This is a genomic window from Lactobacillus sp. UMNPBX19 (assembly GCF_002553805.1).
In the GTDB taxonomy this organism is placed as follows: Bacteria; Bacillota; Bacilli; order Lactobacillales; family Lactobacillaceae; genus Lactobacillus.
The window spans coordinates 1-19,573 of sequence record NZ_PCYR01000009.1; the positions used below are offsets into that span (position 1 = coordinate 1).

A 19,573-nucleotide genomic window follows, 5' to 3' on the forward strand; every position below is an offset into this window, starting at 1 on the left:
TGTATTATCAAATCTTTAAAATTTTATAAATGTCTAACTTTTCTATGGCACTTCAGTTAGAGCATTTATGCTCTTTTTCTTTTTAAAAACATTATTAGATAGAAGACAGCTGTCACTAGCTGAGCCAGCCCTTCAAGAATAATGGCTGGACGAGCACCGTATTTTTTAACAATAAATCCTCCTAAAAATGATCCAATCGGAATCATGCAATTAACAATGCTGCTGTTAATCGTGATAATTCGCCCTAATAAACTAGAAGGAAAACTTTCTTGAACTAGAACCTTAAAATTAATGTTCATAATGCTAATCCAGAAAGTACTACATAGGGCAAATATTAGAATTAAAATAGGCCGGATTGGAGCAGCTATCACTTCTAAAACAATTGCTAATCCAGAAAGCATTAAGCAAGTGACAATTAATAGCCTTAGTTGACTGTCTTTCACGTAAAGTCGCTGTACGATAAGGCTGCCTAGTAATCCTCCAATTGAAGAGGCAAGTTCTAAACTTCCATAGCTAACTGCACTATTGTTTAAGTATTTGGTGGCAAAGTAAGGTAAACCAACAGATGATATTCCATAAAATAAGTTGGTTAGAGCAAAAGGTAAGATTAAAACTAAAATATTTTTATTAGTGCGTAATGCTTGCCAACCACTCACTAAATCTTTGAAATAGCTAGTATTACCTTCAGGTGATGAGGCAGCTGGAAGTTTAAAGTGTAAACGCGTGTAGAACAAAAGTGCAAATGCAAATACTAATGCTGAAATAATAATTGTATTTTTTATAGATAAAAAGGTAATTAGGATTGTTGCTCCAGCATTGAGAAATAAATCTAAAGTTTGATAAGACATCTGAAAAATCCCATTAACTTTAGGTAATTCTTTCTTTTCTACTATATTGGGCAGTATCTTGTCTTCAGCAGGATAGATTAATGTTGAGCCGATAGTTGACAAAACATAGACTACTATCAAAAATGTAATTCCTAAAAAGTGTAATTTTTGATTATTAAATAGTGGAATAATGATTATACTCAGCATTGCTTGAATAATTGTCACTAGTTTTAATGCTTTTTTGATATCTATGCGATCAATTATAGGTCCTAAAGTAAACGAAAACATATCAATGCTAGATTCAGCTATGAATATCACTGAAAGAAGCATTGGTGAATTAAAATGGGTTTTAAAGTACCACAATATTGCCATATAGAAAAGAGAGTCAGCAACATTTGTTCCGATCCGGCCAATTAAGAGGCTTATAATATTATAGTTATTTTTGTTAGTCATTTTCCCGTTCCTTTTTAATACTTAAATTTATTGAGTACATGAAAGTTTAGGGAAAAGATAGCTAGATTTTAGTTAACAAACCCCAAACTTTCATCAAATTTGGGGATATTTATTAAATATAGCTTAATAACTGAAAGAAAATAATTCAGTTTTAAGCTTAATCCTAAGTTATTTAGAATAAACACTTAGTAATCACCTCGATTTATCATAGATAAAATAAGTATAGCATACTTGCTAAGTCCGAAAATATACCACTTAGTGCATAAATTTGTCCGCTTATAAAAATATGATTGTAAATTAAAAAAATATTAGTATAATTAATAACAAATAAAAATAGGAGGGGTAAATAATGACGTTTAAAGAGTTGGTTAAAATTAATGTTCCCCGTTCAATATTGATTTTTTGTTTGTATATTTTATATGCAGTTGCGGGTTCAATGGGAGAATATCTTTTTAAAGATTCATTAAACAATATTCTTAAAGGTAATTTAAATGGATATCTTTTTTGGACTTTTATTCAGGCTGGGATGGAAATAGGGACGGCAGTTTTATTACCAATTGCAACAATTGCTTTCACAAGACAAACACAAGACTATGTTCATAGGATTAGAGAAGAAATTATTGAGCATTACTATGCTTCTTCAGAAGATGAAAAAACTTCCAAAATGCAAAATCAATTAACAGCAAATCTTAAGCTATTAACTACCAACTTTGCTACTCCATGGCTATCAATTTTGAGTGGAACTCTTGAAATTTTAATCGCAGTTGTTTTGTTATTTACTATGAACTGGAGCTTAATTTTAGTTAGTGCGATATTACTAGGAATTAATTTTCTTCTACCTAAAATTATGGAAAAGAAAACAGCTCAGGCAACTAAGAACGTAAATGATAAAAATGAAAAGTTGCTAAATACGATTGAGCATTGGTTTGGTGGACTGCAAGAGTTAAGACGCTTTAGTGCATATGAGAGATTGAGAAGACAGCTACATAAGGCAAGTGACGATTACACGAAGGCAAATAAGAAAAACTATCGGTACCAAACTACTTCCTACTTATTCAATGGTTTCGGAAATGCCTTAGCACAAATAGGAATATCATTTTTTGCAGGAATTTTATTCTTAAATCATGTGATTTCTTTTGGAGAATTCGCTGTAGCGGGTGGATTTGGATCAACTATCTTTTCAGCAGTTTGGGAAATTACCCATTCAATTACTTTAGTTAAATCAACCAAAACATTAAGAGAGGAAATTTTAACTTTACGCAAAAAAGAAAAGCAGACTGTAAAGACAGCTGCTTATGGTGTATCGGTTGAAAATTTGAAATTTACATACGACGAAGGAGAAACTATCACTTATCCAAATTTCACTATTAAACCTGGTGAAAAAGTACTTTTAACTGGAGATTCGGGAACAGGTAAGTCCACCTTATTTAAAGCATTATTGGGAAAAATTGAGACTAAATGTGGTAAGATTACTTATTTTGATAAGGAAAGTCAGCCAATAACCAATGCTAGCCTGGGTTATTTACCGCAAGATCCAATAGTTTTTCCGATTTCAATTAAAGATAATATAACGATGTTTGTTAAAAGAACAGAAAAACAATTAATGAATGTTGTTAAGAATGTCGAATTAAAAAGTGATTTAGATAAAATGCCTTCTGGAATTGATACAGTAGTTAATCTAAAGAAAAATAATTTATCGGGAGGACAACGCCAGAAAATTGTATTAGCTAGAAGTGAAATTTATAATCAGCCATTTGTATTGATGGATGAGGTAACTAGTGCAATTGATCAAAAAGCTACTGAAGAGATTATTACTGCTTTGCTTAAAACAGATCAGACAATTTTAATGATTGCCCATAATTTTACACCAGAGTTAAGAGCTAAGTTTGATCAAGAAATAAGATTAGCTAAGAAAGGGGAAGAGGAATAATGAATTTAAGAAATTTTATTCGAATTAATAGGGCACGTTTTTTTCTGTTTTCAATTTTAGCTATTCTTTCTCCTCTTTTAACAATTGCGATGACGGCCTTAGTTCAAATAGAGACGAATATTATTCTTTCAAGAAATTTACCAAATTTTTTGATAATTTCAGCTATTAGTTTAACTGTGTGTATAATGTTTTATGCACTATTTAGTCTGACACAATATCTACTTCTTGCTCAAACGCAAGATTTAAATAATAGTGTAAGAGAAAAAATAGTAGATCATTATTTCCATGATGATAGAGATCATCCGGTTTCAAAAATTCAAAATAGACTAACTAATGATTTAGAATTAATTAATGATAATTACTATGGCTCTCTTCTAAATCTAATTTTTGGAGTTGTTCAACTTATTGCAATTATCATATATTTAATTATGTTAAATTGGGTTCTATTAATTACAATTTGTATAATTGTAGCCATTTCTCTAGCTTTGCCAAAATTGATTGAAAAACCACTCCAAAAAGCTAATAAACTTATTTCGACTAGCAATGAAATATATTTAGATACTTTAAACGACTGGCTACGCGGTTTAGATCAATTAAGACAATTTGCAGCTGGTGCAAAGCTATTTTCTGTCACTCAAAATGCTAGTAAAAAACTTGAAGACGCAACTGTTAAGCAAACTACTTATACTAAATTACTTAATGCGATTAACGGGATAGCTTCTGCATTGTTTGGGTTGATCATATTTGTTTTGACCGGATTTTTAGTCAAAAATGGCTTAGTACAAATGAGTACTCTATTAATAGTGGGAAATTTTAGATTTTATTTAAATCAAGCAATTAATCAAATCTCTCAGGCTAGGGGAGAAATGAAGGGAGTAAAGAGTCTAATTGAAGAAGTAAATGAAGCAGCGGAAAAAGTTCAAGTTTCAGATAAGCAAAAAACAAATATGCCTACTGTAATTAAAACAGAATCATTAAGACTCGATTTTCCAAATGGCGAAAAACTAAGTTATCCGGATATTCAGATTAATCAGGGTGAAAAGATTCTCTTAACAGGAGATTCTGGTACTGGTAAATCAACTCTATTTAAATTGATATTGGGAGAATTAGCACCTAGTGCTGGAAAGATTATTTTTGAAGATAAGGATGGAAATGAAATTAATCCAGATTTGAAAGCAATTGGATACTTACCGCAAGATCCGGTTATATTCCCAGCCTCCATTAAAGAAAACATTACTATGTTTAACAATAAGCTCGATAATAAAGTTGAAAGGTCAGTAGAAGAAGTAGATTTATCTTCTGATCTGCAAAAATTTGATGAGGGCATTAATAAAAAACTGGATCTTGATAAATTAAACATCTCTGGAGGACAGAGGCAGAAAATTGTTTTAGCAAGGGCTCAAGTTCATGAGAGTGATATTATTTTAATCGATGAGGGGACGAGTGCGATTGATCAAAGTGGAACCATTGATATTTTAGACAAATTATTAAAAAGTAAAACGACAATTGTATTTATTGCCCATAATTTTACTGAAGAAATGCATGAATTATTTGACCGCGAAATTCATTTGATAAAAGAATAAAACCAATATCAATTGACTTTTGATATTTAGGAGAATGAAGTTCATTAATTAACTTTTGGTATAGATCAAAATTTGATTTAATGAACTTTTTTACTTTTATATTTAAATTAATAAAATTGTTACTTTAACATTAGTATCATAAAAAAATAAAAAGGATGGCTGCTGTAAGCAGCCATCCAAAGAAATAGCACTAATTATAGAGTTGTCGAGTGAAATTGTAAAGATCAGTATCCAAATAATATTTAACTTCATCGGCTTTAGAAATATGATCTAAACCAAATAGAGCAGTTAAAAGTTTTAATTCATATTTTAAGTTTTGAATAGCAGCAATTAAAGTCTCAGAATCTTGACTAGCAAACTGCAAGAAATAGTTTGCTATACCAACATACTGTGCTCCTAAAACTAAAGACTTAAAAATATCAAGTGCATTTGTAATACCACCAGCCGCAATAATAGTCTTATTGACGGGGATAGTACGTGCTGCAAGCAGCGTTTTGACAGTAGAAAGACCTATATCTTCTAAAAAGTTTAATTTTTGAGTCTTTCGTCTTTCATTTTCAATTTGGGCAAAATTAGTTCCGCCGCTTCCACCTAAATCGATAATTGAAAAGTCATTGATTAAAAGGGTACGAAGAGATTCAGGATCAATTCCCATTCCAACTTCTTTAATAATAATTGGCACATCGACTGTATCTCTAATTTCTTTTAGATTGTCTATCCAATGAAAATCTCGATCGCCTTCAGGCATTACAGCTTCTTGAACACTATTAAGGTGAATCTGTAATGCATTTGCATCTAAAGCGTCAACAATCTTTTGAGCTGCTTTTGGATCAGTAGTTGGATTAACATTTGCAAAAATTAGTCCATCAGGATTTTCTTGACGTGCAACTTCAAAGCTCTTTATTTGATCAATTTCTTTTTCAAGAATGCTAGCGGATCCTAAAGCCATCGGAATGTTTTCTGCAGCAGCCGCTTTAGCTAAACGTTGATTGATGGTATAGGAAGTATCAGAGCCGCCAGTCATTGCATTAATAAAGAAGGGAGCACTAATTTGGTGACCAAACATTTCAGTTGAAATACTATCTCTACTTACTGCACTTTCTGGAAGAGCAGGGCGGATTAAATGAACATGATTAAAATCATTATCTTTATTACTATTAAAAAACATCTTAGCTAATGCTAGATGTTCTTCTTTTCTTTGAGATCTTTGTGACATAATTTTTCCCACTAAGCAATTGAGTGAACTAGAAAGTTCAATGGCATAATTCCATTTTTACGCCAATTATTTTTCATTTCTTCGATATCAGTTTTTTCATCTGCAATCACAATACCACAATCGCCATTTCCTGCACCAGAAGTCTTAGCAGCGCCATTAAATTGTTCGGCAATATTAATTAATTTAGTTAAACGTGGAATTTCGATAGCAATATGGTTAAGAGAAGCAAAGTCTTTTAATAACTGACGATTTAAACGAATTTGTTTTTGAATTAAAGAAATATTTTTTTCATTAAAGCCCCTAATCATATCAAGAACACATTTTCGGGATTCATCTAAAAAGGTGTCGTATTGCGTCCTAATGAACTTTTTCTTTGCATTAGTCTTATCAACTAATTGAGAAGTTGAAGCAGGCTTTTGACTCCAACCAATTACTAGGTTTAATCCTTCGGGAGGAGTTAATAGTTGAATCTTAAGACCAGGCCAAGCTTCATTTAAAACTTCGCTAAGAGATTTAGTAGCTAATTCTGTCTTAAGCCATGCTTTATCAAAAGTTTGATAAGCAAGCCAACCACCATAAACACTTGCTGCAATATCACCAGCAGATCCATTACCTTGAACGCTGTAGTGAGAAATAGCAGAAAGTTTAAAAATAAGATCTTTTGTACAGTGTAATCCATAGAAATTAAGGATAGCCTTCACTGTAGCAACTGTTACAGCAGCTGAAGAGCCAAGACCATATTTCTTACCATCGGCTGAATCAAGATCTGAATTAACATGTAGGTCGTATAAAGACATTGGAACTTTTTGTTCAAGACAAAAACGTTCTGTAAATTTAATAGCAGATAAAATGTATTCAAACGGATTATCACGATTATCAATAACCATTTGGTTACCTTTACGGATCCAGTGAATTGAATCTTGAGAATACTGTTTAGAATGAATTAACCCACTTGTACCTGTACTTTTTGCAATTGAAACACGTACAAATTCATTTACTGCTACTAAAATGGCAGGGCAGTTTTGCTCAAGAACTGCATACTCTCCCGCAATATACAACTTTCCTGGTGCTTGTTCTGTAATCAACGAATATTCCTCTAATCTTTTTATTTTCAAATTACTAAAGCAGAGTAACGCCTGGGCCGAAACTCGCAACGACTATTTTAACATTAGTCAAGGTTTTCTGAACAGCTGAAATAATATCTTTTCTATTTCTTAAGGTGCAGATAATTTTTACGTTTGGACCGGCATCAATTGTATAGTAACACTCGATGCCATTTTTTCTTAATTCTTCAACTAATTTAATAATTTTAATGGTTTCCGGTTCAAAATAAGTAAACGGTTCTTTAGCGGTTAAATTGCAAGCGTGCATTTCGTTAGCACTTAGTTCGCTAAGTTCACCAATCTTAGTAAAGTCATTATTTTGAATAGCTTGCTTGATTTCAGTAATTTCTTGTTCGTTTCTAGCTAACCAAGGCTGATAAAAAGGAGAAGTTTGAGCTAATTGCATTCCTTTTGTTGAAGAAATTTTTTTCTGCTTTGTATTAATTTCGATTGCTAGGAGAGAAAGATCAAGATCAGGATTTTCATCAATTGGAACTGCATAGGAGCTCTCATCATCAAATCCTTTTTTCCATTCAACAAAGCCACCATAAACTGATCTAGTCGCTGAGCCTGACCCAAGCCGTGCAAGTCTTGAGAGTTCTTTTTTAGAAAGATCTAATCCATAGCTTGCAGCAAAGCTTGTTGCAAGAGCCGCAAAAGCTGACGCTGAGGAAGCAAGACCAGCAGAAGTAGGAACATGGTTTGTAGACCGAATTGTAAAGTGGTCAGTCATGCCAAACTTTTCTTGTAATAAATGAATATAATTAAAAACTCGCTTGCTGTCTTCTACTGATTGTTTTTGATCATTTAAAATAAATGTATTTTCAGTTAATGAAGAATCATGTTCAAATGTAGTATCAGTATAAAAAGCATCTAATGTCATTGAAAGACTAGACATTAACGGTGTCTTTAAAGCTTGGTCAGCTTTTCCCCAATATTTAATTAAGGCGATATTAGTGTGGGCACGAGCAGTTTTTTTCATTAAATTTCCTCAATCCAGTCATTATCAAAATTAGCTTTAGCCTTTTCGGCAATTTTTTGAGCAACTTCTTGATTAGGACATAGGGCAATTACAATGCCACCTAAGCCACCACCAGATAATTTAGCTCCTAAAGCGCCATTTTCATTGGCAATTTTACAAATATTATCGATTCTTTCAGTTGAAAGCTTAAAGGAGGCAAGGATGTTTTCGGCTTCATTAAAAATCTTTCCGATCTCTTCTGCATTTTGGTTAAACCAATTTTGTCGTGTTGCGGTAGCTAATTCTCCAAGCCGTGCAATTTGTTTCTTTTTAAGATCACTTTCATCCATTTGCTTTTTAACTGATTTAACTGCGACTTTGGTATTTCCAAGTTCACCCGTATCCATAATTAATAAGGTAGCACCTAATTTTTGAGAAAGCTGTTTTGGTCCATCTTGTTTATTGAAGAAAACTAAGTAATCGGAATTTACGGTAGCAGCGTCAAGGCCGGAAGCTTTTCCATGATTAATCATTTCTGCATGATTAGTGATTTTCATGATCTCAGATTCAGAAAGAGTTAATCCTAAAAACTGTGAGACAGCCTTGGTAGTTCCTAAAGCTACAACAGCACTTGATCCAAAACCCCGTTCCATAGGAATTTCACCAGTATAAGTAATTTTGAGATTAGGAGCGTTCTTTACTCTTTCAAGTAAAGTTTTCACAATATATTTAATACCATCATATTCAGCAGGTGCATCAAAAAAAGCACCATGATAATGAGTTGTATCCATCCAAGTAGGACCATCAGTTTCTTCAACAGTTGTGGTGATATTTAAGGCCTGGATTGGAAGAGCGAGGGCATCATAGCCATAAACTACAGAATGCTCACCAATAAGAATTACTTTTCCATGTGCTTTGACTTCTATTTTTTTATTCACAATTATCCTTCCTAGATTATAAATTTCATTAAGTCTAATTGCCTTGTCTCATATGCTAAAATATTTGCTAAGGAGACTAGAGACTTATGATTAATGTAATTACTGGTAGACAAGTAGACAACTTGCAAAATGAAATAATTGATCAAGCTGTTAAGTCATACTACCAAGATAAAAGACACGATGTTTTTATTATTGTGCCAAACCATATTAAGTTTACCACAGAAGTACGCGCACTTAGCAAGCTCTCTGTTTTAACAAATAAAAAACAAGTTGCAGTAAATAAATTGCACATCCTTTCTTTCTCACGGTTAGCTTGGTATTTCTTGAGAGATGAGGCAATTAAACTACCACAAATTCTAGATGATGCCGCTAGTGTCATGCTACTAGAGCAAATTGTTAAAGATCATCAAGGTGAATTAAAACTATTTCAGAATCAAACTCAAGTTACATCCGGTGCCTTAAGACAAATGTATGAGGCTATTTTATCTGTACGAGCCGGCAATATTGAGTTAGACAATATTGATGAAAAGAAATTAAATGAAGAGACCAGCTATAAAATTCATGACTTAAGAATTATTTATGATGAGTTTATTGAACGTTTATCAGAAAAATTTGCTACCAAAGATGAAATGCAATTATTGCTTAATGAGTTCTTAGCAAAAAGCAATAACTTGAGCACGATGGAATTTTATTTTTCTGATTTTTCACATTTTTCTTTGCAAGAGTTAACCTCGGTTCGTTTAATTTCAAAAAAAGCAAAAAATACAACTTTAGCTTTTAAGACAAAAATTGGCAAAATTGATAATAATGCTGAACCAGGTGACTATGACTACGTAGTGCAACGTACAATCGGCCAATTAGAGCATTTTTGGCAAAATCAGCAATTAGATTATCAAACTCAAGAGTATCCACTTACTCAAACAAGTCCTAGCTCTTTACTAAATGGGGTTTGGACAAAAACGAGTGGGTTTGATGAACGTTTAAGTAAGTTTTTGCAGCCAGTCAAAGCAGATTCGCGGTATGCAGAAGCCTATTTTGTTGCGCGGACAATTTACCAACAGGTAGCCTTAAATAACTATCGCTATCAGGATTTTCTAGTTTTAGCACCTAATTTAAGTGAATATGAAACATATTTAACTCCAATTTTAAGGCAAAACCAGATTCCTTTCTTTAATGATTTGCAAAGAGAAATGAAATACCATCCCCTAGTAGTTGTTGTTGAAAATCTACAGCAAATTTTTAAGCGTGGTTTTCAAACAGATAATGTAATTGCTTTAATGAAGACCCAGTTATTCATCCCTGACTGGTACAAAAATTCTGCTCGCTATCAAAATGATGTTGACCTACTTGAAAATTTTGTCTTAGCTCATGGTATCAAAGGTAAGCTATGGACTAAATCACTAAAGAGTTTTGTAGATGCAGATGTAATTGCCTTAGATAAATCTGAGAAAGAAGTAGAAGAACTTGATCGACTACGAGAGTACTTTATTGATGCTTTAACTAAGTTTTTTGAGCAACTTGATAAAGAAGAGGATCCCCAAGCTGGAGTAACAGTTTTCTGGAATTTTCTAATTAAAAATCATGTTGCAAAACGTCTAGAAAGTTGGCGCAAAGAAGCTAATGATACTGGTGATTTACAATTAGCCCAGCAACCAGAGCAAGTTTGGTCAACTTTAACTGATTTATTAAAGGACTACTTACTGGTAGCAACTAAGTTTTCTATAGATCAATTTTTTGATCTTTTAATCAGCGGCTTTAGCGAGGCTAATTTCTCGCAAATTCCGTCTACTCTTGATGCAGTTAACATTTCTGAATTAGGTATGGTTCAAGGCCAAGGATATAAACGAGTTTTCATTATTGGTGCAACTAGTACTAACTTGCCCCAAATTGAAAAAATACCAGGTTTCTTTAGCTCTGAAAATTTAGAGCAGCTAAATGAAGGAAATGAAGCTAATGGATACTTAGAAGATCAGCAAAAGATCAATAACTTAGATCAAAATTACCAATTTGGAAATGCTTTGAGCTTGGCTAGTGATAAGATTTATATTTCTTATCCAGTAATTAATACTGCAAATGAACAATTAGAGCCTTCAATTTTTTATAAGCAGCTATTAAAGTTGACCCGCGCTGATGAATTTTCCCAACATGATTTACCTCAGAATAATGGAGATGTCTTAACTTTTATAACTAATCCAGAAGCAAGTTTAGGTTATCTGACTTACTTAAAGAATAAAGCAGCTACTGATATAGAGTCTCTGCTAGATATGACGGAAGAAAAAATTGGTGAAATCGCGAAAAATGTGCTTGAAGGGAGCAGTTTTAAGAATATACCGCAAGATCTTTCGCCTGATCTAGCCCAACAGCTGTACGGTGATCGGATTGAAACTTCTGTTTCACAACTAGAAACTTATTATCAAAATTCTTTTGAATACTTCCTAAATTATGGCTTACATTTGAAGAAACGCTTTGAAAATGAACTTGATGTAATTCAGGCCGGAAACTACTACCATGAAACTTTTGATTATCTAGTTAAAAGAATTAAAGAAAAGAAGTTAAACTTTGCTGATTTAACAGAGGAGAAGTTAGGCGAGCTTTTAATTGAAGTAAGAGAAGAATTAAAAGAAAAGGGCAGATATCGTCAGCTTTTAAATGATCCATTCAATAAATACCTATTCCATAAGTTAGATCAAACTACAGCTAATGTAGCTCATTACTGGCATAGCAATGTAAATAAGACGATTTTTAGACCGCAGTATTCCGAATTAAGTTTTGGTAAAAATCAAAAGGTAAGTGGTCTTTCATATAGCTGGAAAGATGATAATAATAAAAAGAAGATTGTAGATCTTCGAGGAAAGATGGATCGAGTTGATTTGGCTCAAGTAAATGATCGAGTTTTAGGTGAAGTGATAGATTATAAGTCATCCGCAAAAAAATTTGACCTAGGTTTATTTGCAAACGGAATTTCAATGCAGATGATTTCCTACTTAGAAGTTTTAAAAAACAATAACAAGTTTTTTGCTCAAGGTAAGGATTTAGATGTTTTAGGTGCATTTTATCAAAATATTACCAGTAGTCTTGAACGTTTGAGTAGTGAAAAGATGATCTTAAGCAATTATCAAATTAAGGATTTAGCTAAAGAGAGTACTAAGAAATTGATGTATAACGGCATCTTAATTGCAGATGAAGAAATGCTGGATCTAATAGAACCTGGAATGGAAAAAGATCGTGCTGTCTCTGATCTATATACCAGTGTTAAACGAAAAGTAAACGGCGATATTAGCTGGCCACAAAACCAGAGTTTTACTCCGGATCAACTAGACTTGCTATTAGCTTATAACTCCTACCTAATAAAAAATGCCGGTAATGAGATTTTGTCAGGAAAGATTGAGCTAGATCCTTATTCTTATGGTCAACAAACATCCCTTACTTATTCTGACTTTAAAGATATATTCTTCTTTGATGCAATGCTTAAAGAAAATAATTATCATAAGATTAAATCTATTGATAAAAAGACACTTTTGACCCTAATAAAAGAAAAATTAGACTTGGATGGTGAAGAATAGTTGACGAATTTTACTAAAGAACAAAATCAAGCAATTAACGATTATGGGAAAGATATCCTAGTTTCAGCATCCGCTGGTTCAGGAAAGACCACAGTATTAGTTGAACGTGTTTTGAAACGCGTTTTATCTGGTACACCAGTTTCGTCGCTTTTGATCATCACTTTTACTAAAGCTGCTGCTCGTGAAATGAAGGAACGAATCAAGCAAAAAATAAGTGATCAAATTGAAAAAGAGCCGAATAATCAATTTCTTCGTAGCCAATTACTTGATGTGGATACTGCTAATATATCTACAATTGATTCTTTTTGTTTAGATGTAATTAGACGTTTTTATTATGTGATTGATCTTGACCCACAATTTAGTGTTTTAACGGATGAAACCCAAGCTGAGCTTTTAAAAGAGCGTGCCCTCCATGAAATAGAAATTGAGTACCTTGAAAAAAATGATCAAGATTTTCAGGATTTTTATGATAATTTTTCTGGTGACAGGGATGCGGAAGGAGCTCGAAATCTTTTATTGCAGTTGTACAATACTGTAGTTACTGAGCCTAATTATGAAAAATTTCTCAATAATTTACCCAATTCTTATCAAGTTCAAGATGATTTAATTGAATCTGATCTGTGGCAGACTCATATTAAGCCGCTTTTAGTAAAAGAGATCGGGGATCTGCAAAATGAGATAAAACAGCTATTTGAAAATCCTCAAATGGAAAATCCGGATTTAGTAAAGGTTAAAGAAAACTACGATATTTTTGCCAGCCGCTTGGAGCAATTGTTGAATGCTTTAGAAGATAATCATTCTTATAACGAAATTCGAGCTAATTTAATGAATTGTAAGTTTGAAAAGAATATTCGCAAGTCTAAAAAGTGGTCAGAGGAAAGTCTTGAAACTTACCAAGAAAGTCAAAAACTAAAATCTGATTTAAATGATCAACTTAAGAAGATTTTTGCTAACTTTTTTGTAGTAGAAGAAAAAGAACAGGTAAATATTCTCAAAAAGTCAGAAAAAATAGTTAAGACCATTGTTGATACCGAAAAAAAATTAATTAAGAGATTTGGTCAATTAAAACGAGAACAGAATTTAATTGACTATAGTGACATGGAGCAATTCGCTTTTAGCATTCTTACCACCGATACTTCAAATGCTCATATTGCACAAGAATACTATCAAGAAAAATTCAATGAAATATTAATTGATGAATATCAAGATGTTAACGCTTTGCAGGAAAATATCATTGCAGCTATCAAAAAGAAGGGACAAAACAACCTATTTATGGTTGGAGATATAAAACAATCTATTTACGGTTTTAGACAAGCACGTCCTGACTTGTTTTTAAGCAAATATCATGCTTATGGACAGAATGATGATAGTGAAAAAATTATCTTATCAGATAATTTTCGGTCAACAAAAAGAGTTACTAAGACAGTTAACTCTTTGTTCAATCCAATTCTAACTGCAAATTTTGGTGGAATTGATTATAAAAAAGAAGGACAATTACAATTTGGCGCGACTTATTATCCTGCTGACTTGCCTACTGCAAGTGAATATATTTTCACGGATAAAAAACAAACGCAAGCTTCATTTGAAGAAAATTTCGGAGACGAAATGGACTTCAGTGAAATTCAAATGGTTATTGCCAGAATTAAGCAACTTAAGAAAGAAAATTTTCAAGTCTGGGATCGAAAAACACAGCTTAAACGCCCGCTAGAATATTCTGATATTGCGATTATTACGCGTACTAGAAGTGACAACTTACAAGTAATGCAAGAATTTGCAAAGGCAGATTTACCTTTATTTGTAACTGATGCTCAGAACTATTTTCAAACATTTGAATTAGTGATGATCATGAATTACTTAAGATTGATTGATAATCCACAACAGGACATCCCTCTAGTGGCGGTCTTACGTTCACCGCTTTTTAACTTTAAAGAGCCAGAATTAGTGCAAATTAGGGTCAAAACTAGATCCGGAAATTTTTATAATGCTTTAACCAGCTTTGCATCAGTCAATTCGGATCTTGGTCAAAAATGTAAAAACTTCCTTCAGCAATTAGAATCTCTGCGCTCATTTGCGGCAACCCATCGAATTTCTGAGTTAATTTGGAGTATTTACGAAAGAACTCACCTGTTAGAAATTGTGACTGGCTTGCCTAATGGACAACAGCGTAGAGTAAACCTAGAATCTCTATATGAGAGAGCCACTTCTTACGAAAGTGCTGGTTTTAAAGGATTATATCAATTCATTAGTTTTATCGAACGTATGCGTAAAAATCAAAAGGATTTAGCACAACCACTTTTAAGTGATAAGGCTGATAATGCTGTAAAACTAATGACTATCCATGCTTCTAAAGGTCTCGAATTTCCAGTAGTGTTTGTCATGGGACTAGGGCACAAGTATCAGACACGTGATTTAAGTGGTAATTTTACGATTAGTAAAGATGGACTAGGATTAACAATTAAAGAAAAAGATTATCGGATTGATTCACTAGTTAAATCTTTAGCCGATGTCGAAAAAAGACAACAAATGCTTGAAGAAGAAGCTAGAATCTTATATGTTGGTTTAACACGTGCTCAACAAAAGCTCATCTTAGTTGCTAGTGTAAGTGAGATGGAAACTAAGCAGAAAAAATGGAAAAGTGAAATTGATCAAAAAACGAACATCCTTCCATTAATAAGAAAAATCAATGCCCAGTCTCCACTAGATTTTCTAGGACCTAAGCTAGAACAAAAGCATGAATTTGATCAAACGATTGAAGACATGACCTTAGCTTTAGAAGAGCAAGATAAGATATATTACTTAAAGTTTGCTGTGCAGTCAGATATAGAAGAAAAGGATGAACAAAAAGATGATACTCAAAAATTAAGTTCCAAAATGAATGATGTAGTTAAAACCCTTTATAATTTTGAATATCCATTTGCGGATGCCACTAAGACTACAGCCTATCAGTCTGTTTCTGAAATTAAAAAAGTATTCAATGATCCTATGGATACTGAACTTGAGAATTCACGTCTTATTTCTTCAAGTAATCGATATTTACAACCGATTGATGAGACTCCCGTATTTTTAGAAAAACAAAAATTTACTGGGGCAGAGATCGGAACAGCGATGCACCTAGTTTTACAATATTATGATTATCAGGGTGATAAAACTGAGTTAAATTTAGAACAAGAAATTGAAGAGCTTGTAGAATTAGGTAAATTAAACCCATTGATGGTGCCACATTTATCAAAAGAAGCTTTAAATTGGTTTGTAATGAGTGAATTTGCAGCAGAATTTTGGCAAAAACCAGAAAAATTACATAGAGAAAGTCAATTCTCAAGCTTAGTGAATGCTAGTGAACTGTTTAATGATTTTTCTGACTCAGCAGCTAAAATTCTAGTTCACGGAACAATTGATGGATATTTTGAAACAGACAAAGGTTTAATTTTATTTGACTATAAAACTGATTTTGTTGACAAAACTCATGAAGAACAAGCTATAGACAAGATTAAGCAAAAATATACTGGGCAACTACGTTTATATGAACAAGCATTAAACGAAATATCGGAAAATAAAAAGGTAATTGGAAAATATTTAATTTTGCTTGACGCAAGGAAAGTGGTCCCAGTAGACTAGAAACAGAATAGAAGGGAGATTATTATGAAAAAAGCCTTTACAGATGATGTTTTTGCGGTCGTTGATCTTGAAACTACGGGCACCCAGCGTAATCAAGGCGATCATATTATTCAATTTGGCTGTGCAATCATCAAAAAGCGTAAGGTAGTAAAAACATATTCATTCTTAATCAATCCTCATCGTGAAATCCCTCAAGCTGTTGAAAACTTAACTCATATTAGTAATGAGGATGTTGCTAAGGCTCATGATTTTAGCTACTATGCACCAAAAATACGAAAAATTTTAGAAAATACAATTTTTGTTGCACATAATGTAAACTTTGATCTTCCGTTTTTAAACTATGAGCTTGTAAATGCAGGCTTAGAGCCACTAACTGGAAAAGCAGTGGATACGGTAGAACTAGCACAAATTGTTTTTCCAACTTTTCCATCTTATAAATTACGAGATTTAACAGCTCGTTTGAGAATTAAACACTTAAATCCGCACCGAGCTGATTCAGATGCACTAGTAACGGCAAAATTACTACTAAAAGCAATTAAGAAACTGGAAAATCTTCCTCAGGCAACTCTCAATACTTTGACTTCCTTATCAAAAGGATTGCTACGAGATACTGACTATATTTTTTATGAAATTGGTCAAGTTGCTCGGCAGACTAAGAGACCGTTGCCTAAAGATTTGGTTCAGGTAAAACATTTAATATTGAAAAAGCAAAATATAGCTCCACGTCGTAATGATGTAGCAAGTCCTGGATCATTTCCTCAAAGCGATAATGAAAAGAAAGAACTATTTAAAAAGAATCTCCGCTTTAGACGGGGACAAGTTAGTTTAATTAATAGACTCCACGACTTTGTTTACAGTGACTCAGATAACTCACTAGTTGTTGAAGCACCAAATGGTAGCGGAAAAACGTTTAGTTACTTAATGGCTTATGCATATGAGCTATATTCTGGGAGAAAATTAGTCGTAGCAACGCCCACTAAGGTTTTACAGGAACAAATTCTAAAGCAGGAAATTCCACAACTTTTACGGGTTACTCGTTTAGACTTAGATGCCCAAATTGTTAAATCAAGCAGTCATTATTTAGATTTAGATGGATTTTACAATTCTCTTTATCAGACTGATAATCCGATTCAGCAAACTTTAATTTTACAAATGGGGATTTTGATCTGGCTTACTGAAACAGAAACTGGTGATTTAGATGAACTCCAGTTAACTAACTATCAGGCACCTCTCTTTGCAGCAATTGAACATCCTGGAGATGCGAGAATTGGAACATCTTTTGCAGAATATGATTTCTGGAATTTAGCACGTAGTAGACAAGAACAAGCTGATATTTTAATTACTAATCATGCCTATTTAGCTAATCACTATATGGACTCAATTTGGGGCCAGAATCCGTTCCTAGTTGTTGATGAGGCGCATCGTTTTGTTGAAAATGTAGCAAGTTCAAGAAACGATTCACTCCAATTTGAAAGTTTCTGGGGAATGTGTAGTCACTTACGTAACTTGCTTTTTTATGCCGAAGATAGTGCTAAAGCACGTTTTGGTAATAATTTAGAATTCAAATTGATCTTAGATAAACTTGAAAAAGATACAAATGATTTAATTCATTCTATTAACAAGATCCAGCAAGCCCTTTATGATAATCGAAAATTTGCTACCAGTTGGGAAGAGAAGCGCCAAAATGCTATTAGTCTCGGATTTCAGGGACAGGATTTATTCAATAATATTAAGCACTTCAAGCATTTGTTAAATCTTATGCAAGATAATATTGAAATTGTGCGCCAAGAGACTAATCAACTCCTCTTTTTGCTATATCATCAACAAAATAATCTTTTAACGAGCGATGATGTTTTAATAAGAGATCTTCAAGAAGAAATAGATCAGTTAGATTATTACTCAGAGCAAAACTATCTTTTACTTGATCAATTAAGTGACCCTAAAAAGTTAGATCATGAAGGATTCGTTTTAGAAATAAGCAATGAAGATGATCCATTATCTACTAATTTAACTTGGTTAACACTTGATCCTGAAGAAGAAGTTAAACAGTTATATCATTACTTTGATAAAAAATTATTTATTTCTGCTACTTTAGCAGAACAAGACGACTTCTCATATACTATCAAAAACCTATATTTAGATCCTAAAAAAACACTTACTTATCGAGCAAAACCTTCTTTCAAGGTTGAAAAGCATTTAAAAGTATATGCACTTTCAGATAATAATGCGCCGGAGGATCCAAACAGTCCTGAATATGAAACATTTATTAGTAATTTACTTACTCAAATTAAAGACTATAGACATGTGTTAGTTTTATTTACTAATTTAGATGTTATCCGGGATGTTTTTAGCAGATTAAGTGAAAACAGTAATGCTTTAAAGGACTATGAAATTTTAGCTCAAGGCTTAACTGGTTCTAATGAAAAAATTGCTAAACGTTTCGGAATTGCTGAAAAAGCCATTTTACTTGGAGCAAATAGTTTCTGGGAAGGAATTGATTTTAAACATAATGGAGTAGATCTTGCAATTGTTACGCGTTTACCTTTTGAGTCCCCAGATCAACCTGAGGTAAAATTACGAACAGAATGTTTAAAAAAGCAAGTTGGAGCTGATAAAATTTTTGAAGTGGATACACTTCCACGAGCAATTTTAAGATTTAGGCAGGGCTGTGGGCGCTTGATCAGAAATGAGCGTGATCATGGAGTCTTTGTAGTTTTAGATCAACGAGTTTGGAATAAATCTTATGGCGAACAGTTTTTATCAGGACTACCTGTGAGTGCTAAAAAGGTTAGCAAGCAACAACTACTAAATGTTTTAAGGAATAGTAAACAGAATGAATAAATATGTAAAAAAGGGACTTAAAATCACTGGAATTGTGGTTGGAGTTTTGGCAGCAATTTATCTATGTCTTTGTATTGTATTTTATATTGCAACTAAGCTAGCAAGTGATACAGTTAAAGAAACTAATAAGATTGCCCTTGAAAAGACTCCAATTACTACAGTTAACAAGAACTACCATTTAAGTCGTAGCGTTGAGAGCAATAGTTTAGAAGGAATGAGTAAGAAGGGTAAAAAGTATTACTTCATTTATCTTCCAAAAAGTAAAAAAGCTTACCTTTATCAAGCAAATAAAGGTAAAAGTGAAGAACAGATTTTAAAGACTTTTAATGATGAACATCCTGGACACAATAACCCTAAGTGCCAGCTAGGTTGGTATAAGGGGATGCCAGCTTGGGAAGTAACATATAAAAAGAAAAATGGTAATTATGGCTATGTTCTTTATGATTTTAGAAATGGAAAAGAAGTAGTCTATGCGGACAATTTATAAATTTGTTAAACTAAAGAGTGATTTTTTAGTATAATAAAATTAAATTTAATTAAAAA

The 19,573-nt window shown here is 32.9% G+C and carries 11 protein-coding genes; 6 read left to right on the plus strand and 5 right to left on the minus strand.

Translation table 11 applies throughout. The features are described 5' to 3' along the window. Window positions 1-65 precede the first annotated feature (65 nt). A complete protein-coding gene (locus CP370_RS03945; protein ID WP_087713006.1) occupies window positions 66-1,280 on the minus strand; it encodes an MFS transporter in 1,215 nt (404 codons plus the stop codon). Between the two features lie 349 nt (window positions 1,281-1,629). Here CP370_RS03945 and CP370_RS03950 point away from each other — a divergent pair, with 349 nt between their 5' ends. Both CP370_RS03950 and CP370_RS03955 read left to right on the plus strand, forming a co-directional pair. Further along, window positions 1,630-3,210: an ABC transporter ATP-binding protein gene (locus tag CP370_RS03950; RefSeq protein ID WP_012846133.1), complete on the plus strand. Its 1,581-nt coding sequence runs from the start codon at window positions 1,630-1,632 to the stop codon at window positions 3,208-3,210. Further along, window positions 3,210-4,793, plus strand: a complete 1,584-nt coding sequence (locus CP370_RS03955) for an ABC transporter ATP-binding protein (protein WP_087285148.1) — start codon at window positions 3,210-3,212, stop codon at window positions 4,791-4,793. The genes CP370_RS03950 and CP370_RS03955 overlap by 1 nt, the downstream gene beginning before the upstream one ends. A 190-nt stretch (window positions 4,794-4,983) precedes the next feature. On the opposite strand, the gene fni is transcribed toward CP370_RS03955, so the two are convergent. The 4 genes from fni to mvk are packed head-to-tail and all read right to left on the minus strand — an operon-like array spanning window position 4,984 to window position 9,011. Further along, on the minus strand, window positions 4,984-6,009 hold the full coding sequence (gene fni, locus CP370_RS03960; protein ID WP_087713005.1) for a type 2 isopentenyl-diphosphate Delta-isomerase: 1,026 nt from the start codon (window positions 6,007-6,009) through the stop codon (window positions 4,984-4,986). An 11-nt stretch (window positions 6,010-6,020) separates the two neighbouring features. Beyond that, entirely contained in the window at window positions 6,021-7,094 is a 1,074-nt protein-coding gene (locus CP370_RS03965; RefSeq protein WP_012846136.1) for a phosphomevalonate kinase, read from the minus strand. 34 nt (window positions 7,095-7,128) lie between these two features. Continuing rightward, window positions 7,129-8,094, minus strand: coding sequence for a diphosphomevalonate decarboxylase (gene mvaD, locus CP370_RS03970; protein WP_087713004.1), 966 nt, complete (start codon window positions 8,092-8,094; stop codon window positions 7,129-7,131). Next, a complete protein-coding gene (gene mvk, locus CP370_RS03975; RefSeq protein ID WP_087713003.1) occupies window positions 8,094-9,011 on the minus strand; it encodes a mevalonate kinase in 918 nt (305 codons plus the stop codon). The genes mvaD and mvk overlap by 1 nt, the downstream gene beginning before the upstream one ends. Window positions 9,012-9,097: 86 nt before the next feature. Here mvk and CP370_RS03980 point away from each other — a divergent pair, with 86 nt between their 5' ends. Genes CP370_RS03980 through CP370_RS03995 form a run of 4 tightly spaced genes read left to right on the plus strand, consistent with a single transcriptional unit; the run spans window position 9,098 to window position 19,517 of the window. Further along, window positions 9,098-12,574: a PD-(D/E)XK nuclease family protein gene (locus CP370_RS03980; protein ID WP_087713002.1), complete on the plus strand. Its 3,477-nt coding sequence runs from the start codon at window positions 9,098-9,100 to the stop codon at window positions 12,572-12,574. Continuing rightward, complete coding sequence (gene addA, locus CP370_RS03985) at window positions 12,575-16,189, plus strand: helicase-exonuclease AddAB subunit AddA (RefSeq protein ID WP_087713001.1); 3,615 nt, start codon at window positions 12,575-12,577, stop codon at window positions 16,187-16,189. A gap of 24 nt (window positions 16,190-16,213) precedes the next feature. Beyond that, window positions 16,214-19,030, plus strand: a complete 2,817-nt coding sequence (locus CP370_RS03990) for a helicase C-terminal domain-containing protein (protein WP_087713000.1) — start codon at window positions 16,214-16,216, stop codon at window positions 19,028-19,030. After that, on the plus strand, window positions 19,023-19,517 hold the full coding sequence (locus CP370_RS03995; RefSeq protein WP_087712999.1) for a hypothetical protein: 495 nt from the start codon (window positions 19,023-19,025) through the stop codon (window positions 19,515-19,517). The genes CP370_RS03990 and CP370_RS03995 overlap by 8 nt, the downstream gene beginning before the upstream one ends. Window positions 19,518-19,573: the final 56 nt, after the last annotated feature.